Annotated in this window: 20 protein-coding genes, 1 tRNA gene and 2 riboswitches; of the genes, 13 read left to right on the forward strand and 8 right to left on the reverse strand. The window is 68.1% G+C overall.

Annotation, left to right across the window (positions count from 1 at the left end):
• The first annotated feature begins 25 nt into the window (after positions 1-25).
• Positions 26-1,198 (forward strand): glycosyltransferase, encoded by a 1,173-nt coding sequence (locus tag U1703_RS02665; protein ID WP_332784480.1) that lies wholly within the window; start codon positions 26-28, stop codon positions 1,196-1,198.
• Between the two features lie 36 nt (positions 1,199-1,234).
• Here the strand turns inward: U1703_RS02665 and U1703_RS02670 are convergent, their stop codons facing one another.
• The 4 genes from U1703_RS02670 to yajC are packed head-to-tail and all read right to left on the reverse strand — an operon-like array spanning position 1,235 to position 4,585.
• Positions 1,235-1,618, reverse strand: a complete 384-nt coding sequence (locus tag U1703_RS02670; protein ID WP_332784481.1) for an Mth938-like domain-containing protein — start codon at positions 1,616-1,618, stop codon at positions 1,235-1,237.
• A gap of 10 nt (positions 1,619-1,628) precedes the next feature.
• Positions 1,629-2,609 carry a protein translocase subunit SecF gene (gene secF / locus U1703_RS02675; RefSeq protein WP_332784482.1) on the reverse strand — a complete coding sequence of 327 codons (981 nt, stop codon included), beginning with the start codon at positions 2,607-2,609 and terminating at the stop codon, positions 1,629-1,631.
• A gap of 16 nt (positions 2,610-2,625) precedes the next feature.
• Positions 2,626-4,230, reverse strand: coding sequence for a protein translocase subunit SecD (secD, locus tag U1703_RS02680; RefSeq protein ID WP_320451838.1), 1,605 nt, complete (start codon positions 4,228-4,230; stop codon positions 2,626-2,628).
• Positions 4,231-4,234: 4 nt separating this feature from the next.
• Entirely contained in the window at positions 4,235-4,585 is a 351-nt protein-coding gene (yajC, locus tag U1703_RS02685) for a preprotein translocase subunit YajC (protein WP_320451839.1), read from the reverse strand.
• Between the two features lie 192 nt (positions 4,586-4,777).
• On the opposite strand from yajC, the gene U1703_RS02690 reads away from it, so the two are divergent.
• Together U1703_RS02690 and U1703_RS02695 are read left to right on the forward strand one after the other, a co-directional pair.
• A tRNA-Pro gene (locus U1703_RS02690) sits at positions 4,778-4,854 on the forward strand.
• 510 nt (positions 4,855-5,364) lie between these two features.
• Positions 5,365-6,519 (forward strand): diguanylate cyclase domain-containing protein, encoded by a 1,155-nt coding sequence (locus U1703_RS02695; protein WP_332784483.1) that lies wholly within the window; start codon positions 5,365-5,367, stop codon positions 6,517-6,519.
• Between the two features lie 191 nt (positions 6,520-6,710).
• Here the strand turns inward: U1703_RS02695 and U1703_RS02700 are convergent, their stop codons facing one another.
• The 3 genes from U1703_RS02700 to U1703_RS02710 all read right to left on the reverse strand — a co-directional run bounded on the left by U1703_RS02700 (position 6,711) and on the right by U1703_RS02710 (position 9,066).
• Positions 6,711-8,147: an IS1182 family transposase gene (locus U1703_RS02700; protein WP_332784484.1), complete on the reverse strand. Its 1,437-nt coding sequence runs from the start codon at positions 8,145-8,147 to the stop codon at positions 6,711-6,713.
• A gap of 65 nt (positions 8,148-8,212) precedes the next feature.
• Positions 8,213-8,416 carry a hypothetical protein gene (locus U1703_RS02705; protein ID WP_332784485.1) on the reverse strand — a complete coding sequence of 68 codons (204 nt, stop codon included), beginning with the start codon at positions 8,414-8,416 and terminating at the stop codon, positions 8,213-8,215.
• 71 nt (positions 8,417-8,487) lie between these two features.
• Complete coding sequence (locus U1703_RS02710; RefSeq protein ID WP_320452797.1) at positions 8,488-9,066, reverse strand: septal ring lytic transglycosylase RlpA family protein; 579 nt, start codon at positions 9,064-9,066, stop codon at positions 8,488-8,490.
• A gap of 109 nt (positions 9,067-9,175) precedes the next feature.
• A riboswitch (cobalamin riboswitch) is annotated at positions 9,176-9,391 on the forward strand.
• A gap of 155 nt (positions 9,392-9,546) precedes the next feature.
• Between U1703_RS02710 and U1703_RS02715 the strand changes: the two genes are divergently transcribed.
• From U1703_RS02715 to cobJ, 7 genes are all read left to right on the forward strand, one after another.
• Positions 9,547-10,602, forward strand: coding sequence for a HoxN/HupN/NixA family nickel/cobalt transporter (locus U1703_RS02715; protein ID WP_332784486.1), 1,056 nt, complete (start codon positions 9,547-9,549; stop codon positions 10,600-10,602).
• 22 nt (positions 10,603-10,624) lie between these two features.
• A riboswitch (cobalamin riboswitch) is annotated at positions 10,625-10,822 on the forward strand.
• Between the two features lie 180 nt (positions 10,823-11,002).
• Positions 11,003-12,040: a cobalamin biosynthesis protein CobW gene (gene cobW, locus U1703_RS02720; RefSeq protein WP_332784487.1), complete on the forward strand. Its 1,038-nt coding sequence runs from the start codon at positions 11,003-11,005 to the stop codon at positions 12,038-12,040.
• A 5-nt stretch (positions 12,041-12,045) separates the two neighbouring features.
• A complete protein-coding gene (gene cobN, locus U1703_RS02725) occupies positions 12,046-15,450 on the forward strand; it encodes a cobaltochelatase subunit CobN (RefSeq protein WP_332784488.1) in 3,405 nt (1,134 codons plus the stop codon).
• Positions 15,447-16,571 (forward strand): ferredoxin-like domain-containing protein, encoded by a 1,125-nt coding sequence (locus U1703_RS02730; protein WP_332784489.1) that lies wholly within the window; start codon positions 15,447-15,449, stop codon positions 16,569-16,571. Before cobN ends, U1703_RS02730 begins: the two co-directional genes overlap by 4 nt.
• Positions 16,571-17,200 carry a precorrin-8X methylmutase gene (locus tag U1703_RS02735; RefSeq protein ID WP_332784490.1) on the forward strand — a complete coding sequence of 210 codons (630 nt, stop codon included), beginning with the start codon at positions 16,571-16,573 and terminating at the stop codon, positions 17,198-17,200. The genes U1703_RS02730 and U1703_RS02735 overlap by 1 nt, the downstream gene beginning before the upstream one ends.
• Positions 17,197-17,925, forward strand: a complete 729-nt coding sequence (gene cobI, locus U1703_RS02740; protein ID WP_332784491.1) for a precorrin-2 C(20)-methyltransferase — start codon at positions 17,197-17,199, stop codon at positions 17,923-17,925. Before U1703_RS02735 ends, cobI begins: the two co-directional genes overlap by 4 nt.
• Positions 17,922-18,671, forward strand: a complete 750-nt coding sequence (gene cobJ, locus U1703_RS02745; RefSeq protein WP_332784492.1) for a precorrin-3B C(17)-methyltransferase — start codon at positions 17,922-17,924, stop codon at positions 18,669-18,671. Before cobI ends, cobJ begins: the two co-directional genes overlap by 4 nt.
• Here the strand turns inward: cobJ and U1703_RS02750 are convergent.
• Positions 18,647-19,393 (reverse strand): cobalt-precorrin-6A reductase, encoded by a 747-nt coding sequence (locus U1703_RS02750; protein ID WP_332784493.1) that lies wholly within the window; start codon positions 19,391-19,393, stop codon positions 18,647-18,649. The genes cobJ and U1703_RS02750 overlap by 25 nt on opposite strands.
• Here U1703_RS02750 and cbiE point away from each other — a divergent pair.
• From cbiE to cobM, 3 genes are read left to right on the forward strand one after another with little or no spacing between them, the layout of a single operon-like run.
• Positions 19,392-20,591 (forward strand): precorrin-6y C5,15-methyltransferase (decarboxylating) subunit CbiE, encoded by a 1,200-nt coding sequence (gene cbiE, locus U1703_RS02755; RefSeq protein WP_332784494.1) that lies wholly within the window; start codon positions 19,392-19,394, stop codon positions 20,589-20,591. The two genes, U1703_RS02750 and cbiE, sit on opposite strands and share 2 nt — an antisense overlap.
• Positions 20,573-20,941 carry a cobalamin biosynthesis protein gene (locus tag U1703_RS02760; RefSeq protein ID WP_443025747.1) on the forward strand — a complete coding sequence of 123 codons (369 nt, stop codon included), beginning with the start codon at positions 20,573-20,575 and terminating at the stop codon, positions 20,939-20,941. Before cbiE ends, U1703_RS02760 begins: the two co-directional genes overlap by 19 nt.
• Positions 20,938-21,702 carry a precorrin-4 C(11)-methyltransferase gene (gene cobM / locus U1703_RS02765; protein ID WP_332784495.1) on the forward strand — a complete coding sequence of 255 codons (765 nt, stop codon included), beginning with the start codon at positions 20,938-20,940 and terminating at the stop codon, positions 21,700-21,702. The genes U1703_RS02760 and cobM overlap by 4 nt, the downstream gene beginning before the upstream one ends.
• The last annotated feature ends 1 nt before the right edge of the window (position 21,703 follow it).

Consider the following 21,703-nt stretch of genomic DNA (forward strand, 5'->3'; position numbering starts at 1 on the left):
GCGCGCGGCGGGAGTATCGAATGTCATGCTGAACGTTCTGACCCTGTCGAGCCTGTTTCCCGATGCGACGCGGCCCAATTTCGGCATCTTCGTCGAACGCCAGACCGCGGCGCTGGCGATGCGGCCGGGGGTGGCGGTGCGTGTCGTCGCGCCGATCGGCCTGCCGGTCTGGCCGCTGGCCGGGTCGTCGCGTTTCAAGGCGCAAGCCGCGCTGCCGCTCCGGGAGGACTGGTCGGGCCTCGACGTCTCGCGACCGCGCTTTACCACATTGCCGGGGACGGGGGCACGGTTTCATGTCCCGGCGATGCGGCGGGCACTCGTCCCCGTGCTCGACCGGCTTCGCGACGAGCAGCGGTTCGACGTGATCGACGCATCCTTCTTCTTTCCCGACGGTCCGGCGGCGGTCGCGCTGGGGCGGCGCTACGGCGTGCCAGTATCGATCAAGGCGCGTGGTGCCGATATCCATCATTGGGGCCATGCGCCCGCCACCCGGCGACAGGTGGCGCAGGCGGCGGCGCAGGCCGATGGCTTGCTTGCGGTCAGTGACGCGATGGCGGAGGATGTCGCCGCGCTCGGTGTCTCGCGCCACCGCATCCGCGTCCATCATACCGGGGTCGACCAGGCCCGGTTCCAGCCGATCGACCGCCTGACCGCCCGCGCGGCGCTGGGCATCACCGGACCGATGGTGGTGTCGCTGGGTGCGCTGATCCCGCGCAAGGGGCACGGTGTCGTCATCGACGCGGTGGCGCGCCTGCCCGGCGTCACGCTGGTCATCATCGGCGAAGGAGCGGACCGCGCCGCCCTGGCCGCGCGTGCCGAGCGACTGGGGGTGGCGGACCGGGTCAGGCTGGTCGGCGGCATAGCCCATGCCGCACTGCCCGAATGGCTGGGGGCCGCCGACGTGATGGCGCTGGCCTCGGTATCGGAAGGGCTGGCCAATGCCTGGGTCGAATCGATGGCCTGCGGGACGCCGGTCGTGATCACGCCCGCGGGCGGGGCGGCCGATGTGGTGACCAGCCGGGCGGCGGGACGCATCGCGCAGGCGGATGCCGACGCTTTCGCCACGGCGATCCGCGACCTGCTTGACCAGCCGCCCGACCCCTGGACGACGCGGGCGGCGGTGCGCGACTTCACTTGGCCCGCCAATGCGGCGGCGCTGCATTCGCATCTGGCGGAACTGGTCGGGCGGGGGCGGTAGGCCCATATCGTTCATCCCCTTGCAGGGGAGGAACGCTCAGGCGTCGAGCGGGTAGAGCGCGGCGGCCAGCTTGCGGCCTTCGCCGCGCAGCACGCCCCAGGCGCGGGCGGCGGCGCGGCTGTCCATCACCTCCACCCCCACACCCCGCGCCTCGAGCGCCGCGACCATGGCGGCGGGCGCACGGCGCAGGCTCGCGCCGGTGCCGAGCAGCAGGAACTCCGGCGCCTCGTCGACCAGCGCGGCCACCGCCTCGGCGGTCAGTGCCTCGAAGGGCGGGGGGCTCCAGGGTTCGTGCCAGTCCGGCGCCAGCAGCAGTGCCGGATAGGCGATTTCGCCCACCCGAAAGCCCGTGGCGGCAAAGCCACGGACGATCGGGCCGGGCGCGGTCGGATCGCGCGTGATGCGGATCGAGTCGCTCATTGCGGGCGGCTCAGCTCTCGCGCGGGGTGATGCGCTCGGCGTCGGCCACCTTGCGCTTGTCGGTGGTGCCCGGCTTCTCGCGGTTCGGCTCGGCACGCAGGCCCAGCGAGATCAGCAGCGAGGACGACACGTAGATCGACGAATAGGTGCCGACCACGATGCCCAGGATCATCGCCGCGGTGAAACCGCGCAGCACATGGCCGCCCAGCAGCAGCAGCGCGATCAGCGCCAGCAGGATCGTGACCGAGGTCATGACCGTGCGCGGCAGCGTCTCGTTCACCGACAGGTTGATGATCTCGCGCATGTCCATCTTGCGATAGCGGCGCATATTCTCGCGGATGCGGTCGTCGATGACGATCTTGTCGTTGATCGAATAGCCGATGATGGTCAGGAACGCCGCGATGATCGTCAGGTCCAGCTCGAACTGGGTGATCGCGAAGAAGCCCAGCGTGACGAGAAGATCGTGGACGATGGCGACGATGGTCGACACGCCGAACTGCCATTCGAAGCGGAAGATCGCGAACAGGCCGATGCCCAGGATCGCCAGCACCACCGCCAGCACGCCGTGCTTGATCAGTTCGTCGGACACCTTGCCCGACACCGTGTCGTAACGGGTGAAGGTCGCGCCGGGGAATTGCTGGCCCAGCGCGGTCTCGACCTTGCGCACGACGGCGTTGGTCGCGCCTTCGTCGTTGGACTTGGGCACCGGCAGGCGGATGCTGATGGTGCGGCCGTCGCCGACCGTCTGGATGTTGGCTTCGCCCACGCCCAAGCCGTCGACGACCGAACGGACCCGGTCTGCCGAAGGCGGGGTGGGGAATTTCTCCTCGATCATCAGGCCGCCGACGAAGTCGACGCCCAGATTGAGGCCCTTCACGAACGTCACGCCGACCGCCAGCAGGGTGAGCGCGAGCGTCAGCCCGAACGCCCAGCCGCGCAGGCGGACGAAATCGATGTTCGTGTTGTCGGGGACGAGTTTCAGGAGGCGCATGATCTGTTCTCCTGCCTCAAATGTTGATGGTCTTGGGCTTTTCGCGGCGCAACCACAGCGCCACGAGCATCCGCGTGAAGGTAACGGCGGTGAACACGCTGGTCACGATGCCGATCAGCAGCACGACCGCGAAGCCCTTGACGGGCCCCGAGCCGAGCACGAGCATGATCACGCCCGAGATCGCATGGGTCACGTTCGCCTCGAAGATGGTGCGGCTGGCTTCCTTGTAACCCAGCTCGACCGCCTGAATGACGTTTCGCCCGCGCCGTCGCTCTTCGCGAATGCGCTCGTTGATCAGCACGTTGGCGTCAACCGCGGTGCCGATGGTCAGGATGAAGCCCGCGATACCCGGCAGGGTCAGCGTCGCGTTCAACATCGCCATGACGGCCAGGATGACCAGCACGTTGATGACGACCGCGATGTTCGCATAGATGCCGAACCGGCCATAGGTGACGGTCATGAAGATGATGACCGCGACCGCCGCGATCGCCGAGGCCAGGATGCCCGCGCGGATCGAATCGGCGCCCAGGTCGGGACCGACGGTGCGTTCCTCGACGACCTTCAGGTCGATCGGCAGCTTACCTGAGCGCAGCGAGATCGCCAGCTGGTTCGCCGTGTCGACGGTGAAGTTGCCGCTGATCGAGGCGCGACCGCCCAGGATCGGTTCGTTGATGTTGGGGGCCGACAGCACCTGCCCGTCGAGGATGATCGCGAAGGGCTTGCCGGTATTTTCCTGCGTGATGCGCGCGAACTTGCGCCCGCCCTGCGCGTCGAAGGTGATCGCCACCTGCGGTGCGTTGGTCTGCTGGTCGAACGTCTGCTGCGCGTCGATCAACTGGTCGCCCGAGATGATGACCGGCCGCTTGACCGCGATCACCGGCGCACCCAGCGGATTGCCCGGATAGGGCAGGACTTGGCTGCCCGCCGGGGCATTGCCCTTGACCACCTCGGCCGGATTGGCGGTGGTGTCGACCAGCTTGAATTCCAGCTTGGCGGTCTTGCCGATCAGGTCCTTCAGCGCCTGCGGGTTCTGCAGGCCGGGGACCTGCACCACGATGCGGTTCGAACCCTGCTGGAGGATCGTTGGCTCCTTGGTGCCCAGCGCGTCGATACGGCGCCGGACGACCTCGGTCGCGGTCTTCATCGCGGTGTCGACCGCCTGGGTCAGGCCCGCCTGGGTCGGCTTCAGGACGAAGCGCGAGGTGTCGACGACGTTGATGTCCCATTCGCGCTGGCCGGTCATGCCCGCCCCGCCGCCGGTGATCGTCAGCAGCCGCTCGCGCGCCGCATCGACCTGCGACGGATCGCGCAGCATGAAGCTGAGCTGGCCGTTACGCACCGAGATGTCGCCGATGTCGATGCGCGGATTGCCGCGCCGCATCTCGGCCGCGACCTGGTCGCGCATCGTCTCCAGCCGCGTATTGGCGAGGTCGGCGGTGTCCGCCTCCAGCAGCAGATAGCTGCCGCCCGCCAGGTCGAGACCCTTGTTGACGCGCGGATGGGGGATCGCCCCCCATTTGTCGGTCATGCTTTCGGGCAGAAAGCTCGGGATCGCCAGCAGGCACAGCGCGCCCAGCAGCGCGATGATGGAAGCGACCTTCCAGCGGGGGAAATCCAGCATGGGGTCAGTCGTTCGCGGGCTTGGCGGTGGGATCGAGAATGTCGGTCAGCGTCGCCTTGACCACGCGGACGCGGACGTTCGGCGCGATCTCGACCTCGACCAGCTGGTCCTCGACGCGGGTCACCTTGCCGACGATGCCGCCCGCCGTGGTGACCTGATCGCCCTTCTTGACCGCCTCGATCGACGCCTGCAGCGTCTTCATGCGGCGCTGTTGCGGGCGGATCATCAGGAAGTAGAAGACGACGAAGACGACGATCAGCGGCGCGAGGCTGATGAACGAGGCGACGCCGCTGGAGCCGGCGGCCCCGGTTGCGGCGGCGGCCGCGGCGACTGGGGCGGTGAAGGGAATGAACATTCGGACCCGTCTATGCTGAATGGGCACGGGCACCGGTCGACCGATGACGATCGACAAGCCCCCATGTCGGATAGCCTGCCCGCTACCATCGCAGGCGGACAGGCGCAATGGAGAGGCGGATGTGGTGTCGGCGGTATCGCAACATCAAGGCTTGCATCCCGGATAAAACCCGCCTAGAGGCCGCCGCTCGGTCGGGGCGTAGCGCAGCCTGGTAGCGCATCACACTGGGGGTGTGGGGGTCGCAGGTTCGAATCCTGTCGCCCCGACCAATCTTCTACTGACATCGGTGGACGACGATAGAGCGGGCGAAAGCCCGCTTTTTTCGTGTTGGGCGTGTCCTGTTAGTTCGGCATGACGTGGGCGCCGGGAAGACCTTTGCCCCATGGCGGATCAAGATGCCCGGACTGATTGTCTGCTATTGGTGGATAGGCGCCGTCACGGAAATCGGTCCCGGCGTCCACCCCCCTCACGGCTGACCACTTGCGCAACTCGTCATTACGCTCCAGGGCGTTGGAGGTTGGCAGGCCAATCACGATCGGGCGTAACGTCTGGATCGGGGCAGCGACATTGATCCTCTCCGGTCTCACCATCAGCGGCTGCTACGGATGGGAGTGAGATCGGCAATCCTCCCCGTCGCTGGTGCCCAAGGACAGCCGGCGACGCGACACTGCAGCCAGTGCGCGCCGATCAATCCCGTGATATCTCGTAATAACATTGCGTTAGACATTCCCATGCGAATGTAATTGTCCCGTTCCCCTTGATCGCCGGGTTTCACCATTATGAAGCGCCCCCAACTCACGCAGACCGCTCCCTGCCGTATAGATCCCGATGTCTATGCGGCGTTGATTTCGGATCTGGCGTACAGCGCGGTACCCACCGCAATCATGGGGATCACTTTGGTCGGTATCGCGTCGCTGGCCTGGCTCCGGATTGGCAATCCTGTTTTCGCCCTTGCCGCGCTGACGGGAGCGGCAGGAACAGGCGGAAAACTGTTCCTGATGAGCTACCAGCGTGAGGCACTGAGGAATGAAACACACTGTGCTTCTACCGCCCGCTTCTACCAACAGCGGCATTTGGTCGTGACGCTGGCCACAGCAACTTCGATCGCAGCAACGGTGAGCCTGCTATTTTTCCATATCGACGCGGAATGGCATGTACTCGGGACGGCGCTCCTGTTCGCCTATTGCGCGGGTGTAGTGGCGCGTCTTGCCGTTTGTCCCGCGCTGGCGGTCGCGGCGCTGATCGTTGCCGCTGTTCCCGTCATAGTGGCATGCTGCTTTTGGAGCGATGTTCCGCACCGGGTCACGGCGGCAATGTTCGCCGTGTTTCTTGCAGGCAGTTTCGAGACGGTCCGACACGTCTATCGCAATGCCGTGCGCCATATCGCGACCGAGCTGGATATGGCGACGCTGGCACGCAACGACCCCCTGACGGGGCTTCTCAATCGTCTGGGGTTCAGAGAGGCGTTTCGCGTGACATCGGGCACGCCGGGCGGCCTCGCAATTCATTGCTTCGATCTCGACGGGTTCAAGCCCATCAACGATTGTCATGGCCATGCCGCAGGCGACCAGGTGCTCGTCGATGTTGCCCGGCGCATCCGAGCCTCTGCACCGGGTGCTGCGGCTGCACGGCTGGGCGGAGACGAGTTTGCGATCCTCCAGGGCGGCGTTGCTTGCACCGAGGACGCCATATCGTTGGCGGATCAGCTACTCGCGACGTTGCGCAAGCCATACGATATCGGCGACACCAGCGTGTATGTCGGAGCAAGCCTGGGGTTCGCGGTCGCATATGATGACGGCATGGATTTCGACGCGCTCGTGCGTGCGGCCGATCTGGCATCGTATCAGGTCAAGCGTGCGGGCGGCGGTGTATCGCAAGGACATGTCGACCACATGGACCGCCTCGCCGGGGGTGATCTTCGGATTGTTACCTGACGATGGCGACATCGCGCACCCGGTCTCCGCTGGCAAAACTGTTAGTCCAGCCTGCGTATGCCGTGCCTTCGCCGTCTCGTATGGAATTGAGTTTTGGGAATGGCAGGGACTGGGCCAGGCCGTGTAAAAACGGCTTCACAGCAGCTGGTCAGTATTTTCGGCGCGGCGCGTTGAAGGTTGAGCGTTGGCGCTCAGCTCTGAATTGCTGCGATCATTGCCCGGACGCCGAGGATGGCAATCAGCCGCTTGAAGTTATAGGCCAGAATATGGAGGCAGGCCTCGGTTCTGACGTGCTTCAGCGTTTTCGTTTGGAAGTGCGTCGAGCCCATCCATGCTTTCAGCGTGCCGAACGGATGTTCGACAGTCTGCCGGCGGATCCGCATGGCCTCTGGCGCACGATCAAAGCGCCGCTCCATCGCCTCGACGACTGCCTCATGTTCCCATCGTTTGACCCGGCGTTCCTTGCCGGTCGTGCATTGGTCATGGAGCGCGCATGTCTGGCAGTTCGAGCTCCAGTAGCTATGGAGCGTCATACCGGCCTCGACCGAGGTGTACCGATAGATCAGGTCTTCACCGGCGGGACAGCGATAGACGTTTTCCTGCTCCAGATAGACGAAGTCCTGCTTGCCGAAGCGACCTTGCGCCTTCGCCCCCGAGGTCAGCGGCCTGGGCACGAAGGCGGTAACGCCCATCCCCCCGCAGGTCCGGATGTCCTCGCCCTTGAAATAGCCCTTGTCGGCAATGGCATCCAAAGCCTCCACCCCCATGGCGTCCTTGGCTTTCGCCGCCATGAGGGCAAGTTGCCCGCGGTCATATCCAATGTTCAAAAGCTCGTGCGCGACGATGAGGTGATGTTCGGCATCGACGGCCGCCTGGAGATTGTAGCCGACGATGCTCGTGCCGCGCCCCGCACTCGCCATGGCGCGGGCGTCCGGATCGGTCAGCGACACCTGCTGGTCCGGCGCATTCCGGACTTCCTCCTCGCGTACCGCAAGATCGCGCAACTGCGTGCGCAACCGGGCGATCTTCTCCGTCAATCGCTTCGCCTTCGGCTCGGCAATGTCACTTTCTTCGCGGTCGGCACGATCAAGCGCGTCGAGATACCGGTCGATATTGTCCTGCACCTGCTTCATCCGCGAGGCGACCTTCGCGGCCGTGTAGTTCTTGTCGCGGTTGTTGACCGCCTTCATCTTGCTGCCATCGATGGCGACCACCGCGCGCGTGAACAGCCCCAATTGCCGGCACAGAACGATGAACTGGCTGCACACCGCCCGGATCGCAGCGCCATTGGCCTGGCGGAAGTTGGCGATCGTCTTGAAGTCGGGCGCCAACCGCCCCGTCAGCCACATCAATTCCACGTTGCGCTGTGCTTCACGCTCGAGCCGCCGGCTCGACTGGATCCGGTTCAGATAGCCGTAGAGGTAGATCTTGAGCATCGTCGCCGGATGATAGGCGGGCCGCCCCGTCTTGGCCGGCGTCATGCCCGCGAACTCCAGCGCCTTCAGATCCAGCGCATCGATGAACGCCTCGACCGCGCGAACCGGGTTATCTGCCGATACGTAATCATCAAGCGATGCAGGCAGCAGATAGTCCTGCCGACGGTCTTCCCCCTGAACGAAACGGCCCATGCCCAAGCCTCCCGAAACGTCGGAAAACCATAGCAGATTCCGAAGTTTTTACACAGCCTCGGGCGTTAGCTGCCGTTATGCGGCTTGCGAAACCGAGCATATTTTTCGGGTGACGACTGCGACCTGTAGCGCCCTCCGGCCCGATAGAGCGGCAGACGGTCCACGATCCAGATTAAAGATCGCAGAACCACGCGGAGGAAGAGATAGTCGACGATCAGGAACACGATGATAGCGGCCAGGCCTATCGCATTTAGCATCATCTGGCTCACAGCTGCTCTCCCGGTCGCTTCCTGACATACCAGCAAGTTGCAGCGTCTGCTATTGGGCAAAGCTGCCGCTCCTAACGCACCGTCATCCCGGCTGCCGCGATCTGTGACAAGAGGTTCGCCCGCACGGCGTCCGATACCGGCGGCAAGGGCCGGGCCGCCTTGCCGTGGCGCAGGCGTTCGCGGTCCTTTTCGTCCGGTTCGACGCGGCGCACCCGTACCGCGGCCTTGCCGACCGCGCGCAGGCCCAGTTGCTCGGCCGCGCCGCGTGACAGGTCGATGATCCGCGACGATCCCGCGAACGGCCCGCGATCGTTGACCCGCACGATGATCCGTCGCCCGGTATCCAGCGCCGTCACCTCGACATAGCTGGGCAGGGGAAGGGTGGTGTGCGCCGCCGTGGCCCAGCCGGGGCGGAAGCGTTCGCCGTTCGCAGTGCGCTTGCCCGATTCGCCGCCATACCAGCTGGCATAGCCCAGCATGTCGTAGGTCGCGTCCTCGGCGGGGACATAGGTGACGCCGCGTACCGTATAGGGCCGCCCGATCCGCACCGGCGTGTCGCTGACCGGCCGGTAATTCCCGCCCGAACAGGCCGCCACCAGGCAGGCCGCCGCCGGTGCCCAGCGGCGCCCCCAGCGGCACCATCGTCTCATATCCACCATGGGTTCCGGATTAGGCCGCGAGATGGGGGTGATAAAGCGGTTTGCGCCTCCATCCGCCGCAGACTATCCCCGTGCCGACCGGTATGGGCTTCCAGCCCGATCGCCGGTCAATCGCACCGGTGCCCCTCGGGGCTTGAAACGGGAACGGGGTGCAAATCCCCGGCTGTCCCTGCAACTGTAAGCGGTGAGCGCGCGACGCTGGTGTCCCGTTCCCTTATTGGGGCGCGAGGCACGGCCACTGGAGCGATCCGGGAAGGCTGCATCGCCGACGCTTCGACCCGCGAGCCAGGAGACCTGCCGATGCGAGTCGCTCTTGCCGCGATCCAGGGGATGGTCATGGCGAAGATATATTGTATCATGTGAGCGACGCCACGTGGCCGATGCGAATCGAATCCGACTCTGACGTGCGTCCGTCTGTGGTCGGCCCGGTCGGCCTTTGTCGCCATGGCGCCCGGGGGAAGAGATCCGCCCATGTCCGAAGTTTCCATCCGACCCTCGCTCAAGCGCCGCGTCACGTGGCTGATGGGTGCGCTTGTCATCGTCAATATCGCCGTCTGGGGCTGGGCGCTGAGCGTGTTCGCGGGCAACAGCCTGATGCTGGGCACCGCCTTGCTCGCCTATAGCCTGGGGTTGCGTCATGCGGTCGATGCCGATCACATCGCGGCCATCGACAATGTCACCCGCAAGCTGATGCAGGACGGCCAGCGGCCCATCGCGGTCGGCCTGTGGTTCGCGATCGGCCATTCCGCCATCGTCCTGATCGCGGCGACCACGGTCGCGCTTGCCGCCAGCACCCTGTCCGATTTCGAGGCGTTCGGGCAGAGCGGCGGGACGATCGCCACCATCGTCTCGGCCAGTTTCCTGTTCGCCATCGCGATCATGAACCTGATCATCCTGCGCGACGTGTGGACCCGTTTCCGCCGCGTCGCGCGCGGCGAGCCGATGGCCGAGGCGGATGCCGACATGCTGTTTTCGGGGCAGGGGCCGCTGTCGCGCCTGTTCCGTCCGCTGTTCCGGCTGATCCGGCGGAGCTGGCACATGGCGCCGCTGGGCTTCCTGTTCGGGCTGGGCTTCGACACCGCGACCGAGGTGGCGATCCTGGGTCTCTCGGGCTCGCATGCGGCGGACGGCGTGTCGCTGGCGACGATCCTGGTCTTCCCGGTGCTGTTCGCGGTCGGCATGGCGCTGATCGACACCGCCGATGGGCTCGTCATGCTGGGGGCGTATGAGTGGGCGTTCGTCCACCCCTTGCGCAAGCTCTACTACAATATGACGATCACGCTCGTCTCGGCACTGGTCGCGCTGGTGATCGGCGGTATCCAGGCGACCGCGCTGCTGGCCGAGCGGTTCGGCTGGACCTCGGGGCCGTTCCGTTATGCAGGCGAGCTGTCCGAGCATTTCAATATACTCGGCTTCGCGATCGTCGGGCTGTTCGTGCTCTGCTGGGGAGCGAGTTTCCTCCTCTATCGCTGGCGCGGGTTCGCCGCGATGGAGGCGCGAATTGCCAAGCCCGGCGCGGCGGGATAAATGCCGCACATCGGGGGCGAAAACTCCCGAAGATCGCGCCGGTGCCCCTTGGGGCTTCAAACGGGAATGGGGTGCAAATCCCCGGCTGTCCCTGCAACTGTAAGCGGTGAGCGAGCGATGCTGGTGCTGTTGGAGGCACGGCCACTGGAGTGATCCGGGAAGGCGCATCCCTTCGCTTCGACCCGCGAGCCAGGAGACCTGCCGGCGTCATGGTCGCTCTTGCCTGGACCCAGGGGGTGGTCGGGGCACGGTTCTCCGTCGGGGAGCGACGAAGCCATGCGGCCGGGGCCGCATCGGTCGCCGGTCAGCGGGGCGGACGCAACTCGCGCGCCCGTTCGTCACCGCTTCGGCGACAGGTCCCGTGTCCGCGCTCGCTCGTCCGGCGCGTCGGAGAATTACCATGCGTGACCTAACCAAGGTCCCCGTCACCATCGTCACCGGCTTTCTGGGCGCGGGGAAAACCACGCTCATCAGCCACCTGATCCGCAATGCGGGCGGTCGTCGCCTGGCGGTGGTCGTCAACGAGTTCGGCACGCTGGGCGTCGACGGCGACATCCTGCAGTCCTGCGCGATCCCCGACTGCCCGGCGGAAAACATCGTCGAGCTGGCCAATGGCTGCATCTGCTGCACCGTCGCCGACGACTTCATCCCGACGGTCGAAAAACTGCTGGCGATGGAGCCGCGGCCCGATCACATCCTGATCGAGACGTCGGGCCTGGCTTTGCCCAAGCCGCTGCTCAAGGCGTTCGACTGGCCCGCCATACGTTCGCGCATCACGGTGGACGGGGTGGTCGCGCTGGCCGATGCGGAGGCCGTCGCGGCAGGCCGCTTCGCCCCCGATCTCGACGCGGTCGAGGCGCAGCGCGCCGCCGACCCCAGCCTCGACCATGAAACCCCGCTGTCCGAAGTGTTCGAGGACCAGCTCGCCTGTGCCGATATTGTCCTGCTGACCAAGGCCGACCTGGCCGGGCCGGAGGGTGTCGCCAAGGCCCGCGCGATCATCGCCGCCGAAGCGCCGCGCCCGCTGCCGATGGTCGAGGCGGTCGACGGCATCGTCTCCGCCGAGATCGTGCTGGGCCTGGAAGCGGCCGCCGAGGACGACATCGCCGCGCGCCCCTCGCACCATGACGGCGCGGACGATCACGAGCATGACGATTTCGACAGCATCTCGGTGATGCTGGGCGAGGTGGACAGTCCCGAGGCGATCACGCAGCGCATCGTGACCCTGGCCGAGCAGCAGGATATCCTGCGCGTGAAGGGCTATGCGGCCGTGGCAGGCAAGCCGATGCGGCTGTTGGTCCAGGCGGTGGGTCGCCGGGTCCGCACCAGCTATGATCGCCCATGGGGTGCGGGCGAGCCGCGCGGCACGCAACTGGTCGTCATCGCCGAGCATGACCGGATCGACCGCGCCGCGATCGAGGCCGTGCTGAAGGGCTGAGACCAGTGCATCTCGTCTTTCGCGAGAGCCATGGGCTGGAGGAACAGGCGGTTCCACAGGATCTGGGGCAGCGCCCCGGTAACGTGGTCGTGCTGTCCTTCTCCGACAGCGACCTGAGCGCCTTTGCGGCGGGCTGGCGGGCGGGGGGATTTCCCTGGTCGTTGCGGCTGGCCAATCTGGCGACGCTGGTCCATCCGCTGTCCGTCGACACCTATGTCGAACAGACGCTGGTGCATGCGAAGGCGATCCTGATCCGGCTGATCGGCGGGGCGGCCTATTGGGACTATGGCCTGCGCGAGGTCGAGCGGCTGGCGCGGGAGCGGGGGATAGCGCTGGCGGTGCTGGCGGCGGACGGGCGCGAGGACCGGCGGCTGATGGCGGCGTCTACCGTTGAGGCGGCGGTGGTGCGGCGGTTGGGGGCGCTGTGCGATGCGGGGGGAGCGCAGGCGGCGGGTGTTGCCTTGGGGGTACTTGCCGAGACGGTATTGCCGGGGGCCTTGCTCCTCCCCAACCCCTCCCCCTGCCGGGAGAGGGGCTCTCGCGATGCGGAAGGTGTCGGTCCTGTAAGCGGGCGTTTAACCGGTGACGCGAGTGAACCGTTTGAAGAAGTGCAAGCGCGCACCACAAACACGCCCCTCCCGCAGGCGGGAGGGGATGGGGGAGGGGCCTCGCCCCAAGCGACCCCGCCTCTAATCGCCCCCGTAGGCGGTTGGTCGCCCGAGGGTATCGCCTGCCCGGCCGCAAGCTTATTCGCCGCAAGCCGCCCCCGCATCCTGCTGACCTTCTACCGCGCCTATCTCGCCGCTGCCGACCTGGAGCCCATCGCGGCCCTCCACGCCGCCTTGGCCGAGCGCGGGTTCGACCCCGTTGCCCTTTTCGTCCCTTCGCTGAAGGCCGAAGGTGCCGGCCCCTGGATCGCGCGCTGGGTCAAGGCCCTGACTCCCGCCGCGATCATCAACGCCACCGCCTTCTCCGCGCGCGGCGAGGATGACACCACCCCGCTGGACGGTGCAGGCGTGCCGGTGTTCCAGGTCGCGCTCGCCACCAGCGACCGGCAGGGCTGGGAGGGGTCGGCACGCGGCCTGTCGCCCGCCGACCTCGCCATGCACGTCGTCCTGCCCGAAATCGACGGACGCCTCTTCGCCGGGGTGGTCAGCTTCAAGCAACCGGGTGAGCGCGATCCCGATTTCGACATCGCCCTGCGCCTGCACCGTGCCGAGCCCGCACGGATCGCGGCGGTGGCGGACAAGGTGGCGGGCTGGGCGAGGCTCGCGGAGACTCCGGCGGCGGACCGGCGGTTGGCTGTCATGCTGTCGACCTATCCGGGCAAGGACTGGCAGGCGGCACATGCCGTGGGGCTGGACGGCTTTGCCTCGACGGATGCAATCCTGAATGATCTTCGCGACGCCGGTTATGATGTGGAGGCACAGGCCGACCTGCCCGCCGCGCTGCTTGCCCACCGGATGACATGGCCGGTCGCCGCCTATTGCGAGGCGCTTGCCGCCTTGCCCGAAACGCTACGCGCCGATCTGCTGGACAATTGGGGTGCGGCCGAGGCGGATCCGCTGGTCGACGGAGACGCCTTCCACTTTCCCGCGCTGGAATTGGGCAAGGCCATCGTCGCGCTCCAGCCCGAGCGGGGTCGTCGCGAGGCACGGGCGGATGACTATCACGACCTCTCCCGCTGCCCGCGCCACTCCTATGTCGCCTTCTATCTCTGGCTTCGGGCGCGGGGCATCGACGCGCTGGTCCATGTCGGCGCGCATGGCACGCTGGAATGGCTACCCGGCAAGGCGGTGGCGCTGTCCGACGCCTGCTGGCCCGAGGCGCTGACCCGCGACTGGCCGGTCCTCTACCCCTTCATCGTCAATGATCCGGGCGAGGCAGCGCAGGCCAAGCGAAGGCTGGGCGCGGTGCCGATCGGCCATGTCCCCCCGGCTTTGGTACAGGCCAGGACGGGTGCGGGGCTGGGGCGGCTGGAGGCGTTGCTCGACGAATATGCCAATGCCGACGGCCTCGACCCCGCCCGCCGCGACCGGCTACGCGCCAGTATCGCCGAGGAGGCGGAGAGCGTCGGGCTGGGCGATACGCTTGGGCTGGCGGGGGCGGAGGATTCGCTCGCCCGGATCGACGCCTTTGTCTGCGATGTGAAGGACAGCCAGTTCGGCGAGGGGCTCCACATCTTCGGACGCGGCGAGCAGGGCGCGGCGGAGCGGGCGGGATTGCTGGCCGGGCTGGATGGCAAGCGCGTCGCGGCGGGGCCTTCGGGCTCGCCGTACCGAGGGCGCGCCGATGTGCTGCCCACGGGCCGCAACCTCTACGCCATCGATCCTCGCGCGGTGCCGAGCCGTGCAGCGCATCTCCAGGGCGTCAAGCTCGCCGAGGAACTGATCCGCCGTCACATGCAGGAAGAGGGCGATCACCTGCGCACCCTGATCGTCGATCTCTGGGGTTCGGCGACGATGCGCACGGCGGGCGAGGAATTCGCGATGGCGCTCCACCTGATCGGGGTCGAGCCGGTCTGGGACCACCGCTCCGAGCGTGTAACGGGGTTCGAGGTGATGCCGCTGATGCGCTTCGACCGGCCGCGCGTCGACGTGACGTTGCGCGTGTCGGGGCTGTTCCGCGATGCCTTCCCCCATCTGGTCGCGCTGTTCGGGCAGGCGGTGCGCGCGCTGGCCGCGCGCGAGGAAGCGTCCGAGTGGAACCCCTATGTCGGCCAGGCGACCCCGCGCGTCTATGGCCCCGCGCCGGGTCGCTATGGCATCGGGCTGGACCCGAATGCAGGCTATGACGAGGCGGCGCGGATCGAGGCGGGGCAGAGCTGGCTCGCCGCCTCGGCGACTGCGCTGGACGATGGCGACCGGCGCGATGCGGAGGGGATCGCGGCGCGCGTGGCGGGCGCGCAGGCGTTCGTCCATCTCCATGACCTTCCCGAAAGCGACCTGCTGCTGGCCGCCGATTATGCGGCGCATCAGGCGGGCTTCGCGGCGGCACGGGCAGCGCTGGGGGAGGGGGCGGCCTCGCTCTATCATCTCGATACGCGCGACCCCGCCAATCCCAAGGCACGGACGCTGGCGGAGGAGATCGCCCGCACCGTCCATGCCCGCGCCGCTAACCCGCGCTGGGTGGAGGGGATGATGGCACATGGTTTCCGGGGCGCGGCCGAGATCGCCGCGACGCTCGACCATCTGGGCAGCTTCGCGCATCTGGCCGACGCGGTGCCCGCCGCGCTGATCGACCTGTACTGGGATGCGACGCTGGCGCAGGATGCGGTGCGCGACTTCATGGCGCAGGCCAACCCGGCGGCGCTCGCGGCGATGGAGGCGCGGTTCGCGGCGCTTTACGAGGCGGGACTGTGGCGGACGCGGCGCAATTCGGTGCTGGCGATGCTGGACGGCGCGGCATGAGCGGGTTCGAGGTCAAAGGCTGGTGCCCCGATGCGTGGCGGCCGATGATGGCGGGCGACGGACTGCTCGTCCGCGTTCGTCCGCCGCTGGGTCGGTTGACGGCCGAACAGGTCGAGGGGCTGTGTCGGGCGGCGCTCCGCCACGGCAATGGCCAGATCGACCTGACCGCGCGCGCGAGCCTGCAAATCCGGGGTGCCAGCGAGAAAAGCTGGCCCGACATGCTTGCCGAATTGCAGGCGCTGGAACTGGTCGATCCCGATCCGGTGCGGGAGGGGCGGGGCGCGATGCTCGTCCAGCCGGAATGGCGCGAGGGCGACGATAGCCATGTCATCGCGACCGAACTGCGCGCGCGGCTGGGCGAGCTGCCCGACCTGCCGGGCAAGATCGGCTTCGTGGTCGATGCGGGCCCTGCGCCGATGCTGGGCGATGCGCCCGGCGACTTCCGGATCGAGCGGGCGGCCACGGGCGAACTGCTGCTTCGCGCCGATGGGCGAGCGACCGGCGTGATCGTCGCGCGGGGGAATGCGGTCGAGGCGATGATCCGGCTGGCGCACTGGTTCGTTGAAAGCGGTGGCCATGATGCGGGCAGGATGGCGCGCCATGCGGCCCCGCTTCCGGCATGGGCGACGGGCGACGCGAGGCCTGCGGCTTCCATCACGCCGCTGCACCCCGGCGCGCATCCGATGGGGGCGGTCTATGGTCTTCCCTTTGGTCGTATCGACGCGGAAAGGCTGGGTGCCTTTGCGGACGACCGACGCGCACCCATCCGCCTGACCCCGTGGCGGATGCTGCTGGTCGAGAATATTGCCCCCGTGTCCGCCAAGGGCATGGTCCTGCAAGATGCCCCCATCCTGCATGTCGACGCCTGTGTCGGCGCGCCCGCCTGTCCGCAGGCCAGTGTCGAAACCCGCGATCTCGCCGCGCGCCTTGCCCCGCTGGTCAAGGGCCGCCTGCACATATCGGGTTGCGCGAAGGGCTGCGCGCGGGCACGGGCGGCGGACTGGGTGCTGACCGGGCGGGAGGGGGCTTTCGATCTGGCCAGAGACGCCCGCGCCGGGGCCGCGCCCCTTCACACCGGATTGACGCCCGAGCGGGCGGTCGCGCTTCTCGGAGCCTGTTGATGCCGTACACTTACGAAACCGATGGCGCGGCGATCTATCGCCAGTCCTTCGCCATCATCCGCGCCGAGGCGGAGCTGGACCGCTTCGATGCGGAGGAAGAGCCGGTGGCGGTGCGCATGATCCATGCCGCCGGCTTGGTCGAACTCGCACCCTCCATCCATTTCTCGCACGGCTTTGCATTGGCGGGGCGGCAGGCGCTGGCGAATGGCGCGGCGATCCTGTGTGACGCGCATATGGTCAGCGAGGGGGTCACGCGCACGCGCCTGCCCGCCGACAACCCGGTGATCTGCACGCTGCGCGATCCCGCCGTGCCGGCGCTCGCACGGGAGATGGGCACGACCCGCTCAGCGGCCGCGCTGGAGCTGTGGAGGCCGCATCTGGCGGGCGCGCTGGTCGCGATCGGCAATGCGCCGACTGCGCTGTTCCATCTGCTGACCATGCTGGAAGACCCCGACTGCCCGCGCCCGACGGCGATCATCGGCTGTCCGGTCGGGTTCGTCGGCGCGATGGAGTCGAAGGATGCGCTGTGGGAGGCGCAGCCCGTGCCGTGCGCCATCGTGAAGGGCCGCCCCGGCGGCAGCGCGATCACCGTCGCGGCGATCAACGCGCTGTCGAGCCGCGCCGAATGACGGTCGGTACGATCCACGGCGTCGGCCTGGGGCCGGGTGCGGCGGACCTGATGAGCGTGCGTGCCGACCGGCTGGTGCGCGGGGCGCGGCATGTCGCCTATTTCCGCAAAAGCGGACGGCGCGGCCATGCGCGCACCATCGTCGACGGCATGTTGCGCGACGACGTGGTGGAGTATCCGATGGACTATCCGGTCACGACCGAGATTCCGTTCATCGACCCGCGCTATAACGAATGCCTGTCGGCCTTCTATGCGCAGTGCACGGCGCACATCCTGTCGCTGGTGCAGGGCGGCGAGGATGTGGTGGTGCTGTGCGAGGGGGATCCGTTCTTCTACGGCTCGTTCATGCACCTGCACAGCCGGTTGCGGCCCCACGCGCCCGTCGCGGTCGTGCCGGGCATCACCGGCATGTCGGGCGCCTGGACCGCCAGTGGCGCGCCGATCACATGGGGCGACGATGTGCTGACCGTCGCGATGGCGACCCTGCCCGAGGCGGAGCTGACGCGCCGCATCGCCGAGACTGACGCGCTGGTCGTCATGAAGATCGGTCGCCACCTGCCCAAGCTGCGCCGCGCCATCGCGGCGGCCGGACGGGAGGATCAGGCCTGGCTGGTCGAACATGCCGCCCAGGCGGGGGAGCGTGTCCGCCGTCTGGCGGAGGTGGAGGACGCCCCCGCCCCCTATTTCTCGATCGCGCTGATCCATGGCCAGGGGCGACGGCCATGAGCGGCTGGCTGGTCGTCGTCGGACTGGGGCCGGGCGCCGACGCCATGGTCACGCCCGAGGTGTCGGCGGCGCTGGCGGAGGCGACCGACGTGGTCGGCTACATCCCCTACGTCGCGCGCGTGCCCGAGCGGCCCGGCCTGACCCGCCATGCCAGCGACAACCGGGTCGAGCGCGACCGGGCTCTCCATGCGCTGGAAATGGCCGAAGCGGGTCGGCGGGTCGTCGTCGTATCGTCGGGCGATCCGGGGGTGTTCGCCATGGCGGCGGCGATCTTCGAGCGGGTGGAGGAAGACCCCAGACGCTGGCACGACCTCGACATTCGCGTCCTGCCGGGCATCACCGCGATGCTGGCGGCCAGCGCGCAGGCGGGCGCGCCGCTGGGGCACGACTTCTGCGCGATCAACCTGTCGGACAATCTGAAGCCGCAGGCGCTGATCGAACGGCGGCTGGCGCTGGCGGCGGAGGCGGATTTCGCCATCGCGCTGTACAATCCCCGGTCCAAGGCGCGGCCCGATGCGCTGGACGCGGCCTTTGCGCTGCTGCGTGAGACGTGCGGCGACGATCGCCCGGTGCTGTTCGCCCGTGCCGTCTCCACCCCGGAAGAGCATTTGCGCATCGTGCCCCTGCCCGATGCGCGCGGCGAGATGGCCGATATGCGGACCGTCGTCATCATCGGGTCCAGTCGCACGCGGATGATCCCGCATGCGGGCCGGCCGATCCTCTACACCCCCCGGACGACACCGTGATCCAGCCAGTCCAGCACCTGCGCGACGCTGCTCGCCTGCGGCCGGTCGGGTATGGCGGGCCGGTCGATCATCACGACCGGCAGGCCCAGTGCGCGCGCCGCATCCAGCTTCGCCCGCGCGCCCGAGCCGCCCGCATTCTTGGCGACGATGACCTGGATTTGGTGTTCGCGCAGCAGCGCCAGTTCGCCCGCCAGCGTGAAGGGGCCGCGATCCACCACCAGATAATGGTGCGGCAGCGCGGGCGGCGCGGCGGGATCGACGAAGCGCAGCAGGTAGAAATGCTGCGCCGCATGGCCGAAATCGCCGATGGTCTGGCGACCGAGTGCCAGGAAGACGCGCGCCGCCTCGGTGCCCAACGCGACGACCGCTTCCGCCGTATCGGCAACGCGAATCCAGCGGTCGCCGGGTCCCGCCTCCCAGGCCGGGCGGGTCAGCGCCAGGAGCGGCACACCGGCCAGTTCCGCCGCCGCGATGGCATTGGCGCTGATCCGCGCGGCGAAGGGATGGGTGGCGTCGACCAGATGGGTCACGCCCTCGCGGGTCAGATGTTCCGCCAGCCCCTCGACACCGCCGAACCCGCCCACCCGCGTCGGAATGGCCTGCGCGCGCGGATGATCGGTGCGGCCCGCATAGCTGAGCATCGCATGTTCGCCGCGCGTGGCCAGCGCGGTGGCCAGCGCGCTCGCCTCGGTCGTGCCGCCGAGCAGAAGGATATGGCGCATGGCTGACTCCCAGGCCTGGCTGACGATCGTCGGGATCGGCGAGGATGGCTGGGACGGCCTGACCGCCCCCGCACGCGCCGCGATCGATGCCGCCGATAGCGTGATGGGCGCAGCCCGTCACCTGTCGTTGCTGGCTGGGCGAGGCGGGGGGGAGCGGATCGTCTGGCCTATCCCCTTTGCCGATGGCGTGCCGATGCTGCTGGAACGGCGCGGAGAGCGGGTGGTGATGCTCGCCTCGGGTGATCCGTTCTGGTTCGGGGCGGGTTCGGTCGTGACCCGCCATCTCGATCCGGGCGAATGGGTGGCCTATCCGGCACCGTCCACCCTGTCGCTGGCGGCGGCGCGGCTGGGCTGGCCGGTGGAGACGATCCAGGGCGTCGGGCTCCACGCCCGGCCGGTCGAGACGCTGCGCCCGCTCCTGGCGCCTGGGCAAAGACTATTGGCGCTGATGCGCGACGGGGCGTCGGTGACGGCGCTGGCGGCGTGGCTGGCCGAACAGGGTTTCGGCGACAGCGCGCTGACCGTGCTGGAGGCGCTGGGCGGCCCGCGCGAGCGCGTCCGGCGCGTGGCGGCGAACATGCTCGACTGGACCGACATCGCCCACCCGGTCGCAGTGGCGATCGAGCCTGCCGGACCGGGCCGCGTCCTGCCCTGTGCGAGTGGGCTGGACGATGACTGGTTCGCACATGACGGACAGATCACGAAGCGCCCGGTCCGCGCACTTGCCTTGTCGGCGCTCGCCCCGCGTCCGGGCGAGTTGCTGTGGGACATCGGGACGGGATCGGGATCGGTCGCGCTCGAATGGTTGCTGAGCAACCCCACCACCCGTGCGGTCGGTTTCGAGCGTGATCCCGCCCGGCTCGCCCGTGCCCGCGCCAATGCCGCGCGGCTGGGTGTCGAGCGGCTGGACCTGGTCGAGGGCGACGCGATCACGGGCCTTGCCGACCGGCCGCACCCGGATGCGGTGTTCGTCGGCGGCGGCCTGTCGCCGCAACTGGTCGAGGCCCTGCGCATGCTGCCCCATTGTCGCCTCGTCGCGCATGCGGTGACGCTGGAAACCGAGGCGTTGCTGACCCAGTGCCAATCGCGCTTCGGCGGGGAGTTGCTGCGCATCGAACTGGCGCAGGCCCGGCCGCTCGGCACCAAGCGCGGCTGGAAGGCGAGCTATCCTATCGTGCAATGGCGGGTCGCGTGGTGATTGCGGGTTTCGGATGCCGCGCGATGGCGACGGAGGCTTCCTTTCGCGACGCGCTGGCCGCGATGGGCGTACGGCCCGATCGCCTTGCCGTGCCGGAGGATCGCGCCGCCCTGATCGCCGGATTCGCGCAGAGGGAGGGGCTGCCCGTGACCGTGATTCCCGCCACCGCGCTGAACGGCATCGACACACCCACCCGCTCCGACCCCAGCCTGATCCATCGCGGCGTCGGCAGCGTCGCCGAAGCGGTGGCGCTCGCCGCCGCCGGGGCGGGGGCGCGGATCATCGTGACCCGCGTGATTTCCGCCGACCGCATGGCGACCTGCGCCATGGCTCAAGGACCTGACCAATGACCGTCCATTTCATCGGCGCCGGACCCGGTGCCCCCGACCTGCTGACCCTGCGTGGGCGCGACCTGATCGCGGCTTGCCCGGTCTGCCTCTATGCCGGGTCGCTGGTTCCGCAGGCGGTGCTGGCGCATTGCCCGCCGGATGCGAAAATCGTGAACACCGCGCCGATGACGCTCGACGAGATCATGGCGGAAATCGGTGAAGCGCACGCCAGGGGGCAGGACGTCGCCCGCCTCCATTCGGGCGACCTGTCGATCTGGTCGGCAATGGGCGAGCAGGTACGGCGAATCCGCGAACTCGGCATCCCCGTCTCGGTGACGCCGGGCGTGCCGTCCTTCGCGGCGGCGGCGGCGGTGCTGGAGAGCGAGCTGACCCTGCCCGGCATCGCCCAGTCGGTGATCCTGACCCGCACGCCGGGCCGCGCCAGCGCCATGCCCGAGGGGGAGTCGCTGACCGCCTTCGCCGCGACCGGCGCGACGCTGGCCATCCACCTGTCGATCCACAACCTGGCGAAGGTCGTCGCCGACCTGACCCCGCATTACGGCTCGGACTGTCCGGTTGCGATCGTCTGGCGCGCGAGCTGGCCCGAGCAGCGCATCGCCCGCGCGACGCTGGCCACCATCGAGGAGGCTGCCGCCGACGGGCCGGAGCGTACCGCGCTGATCCTGGTCGGCCGCGTCCTTGCCACCAGCGATTTCGCCGAGAGCAAGCTGTATGCGGAGGGCTATGACCGCCGCTATCGTCCCGGGAACACGCTGGCATGAC

Source organism: Sphingomonas flavida (genome assembly GCF_036663655.1).
GTDB lineage: Bacteria > Pseudomonadota > Alphaproteobacteria > Sphingomonadales > Sphingomonadaceae > Sphingomonas.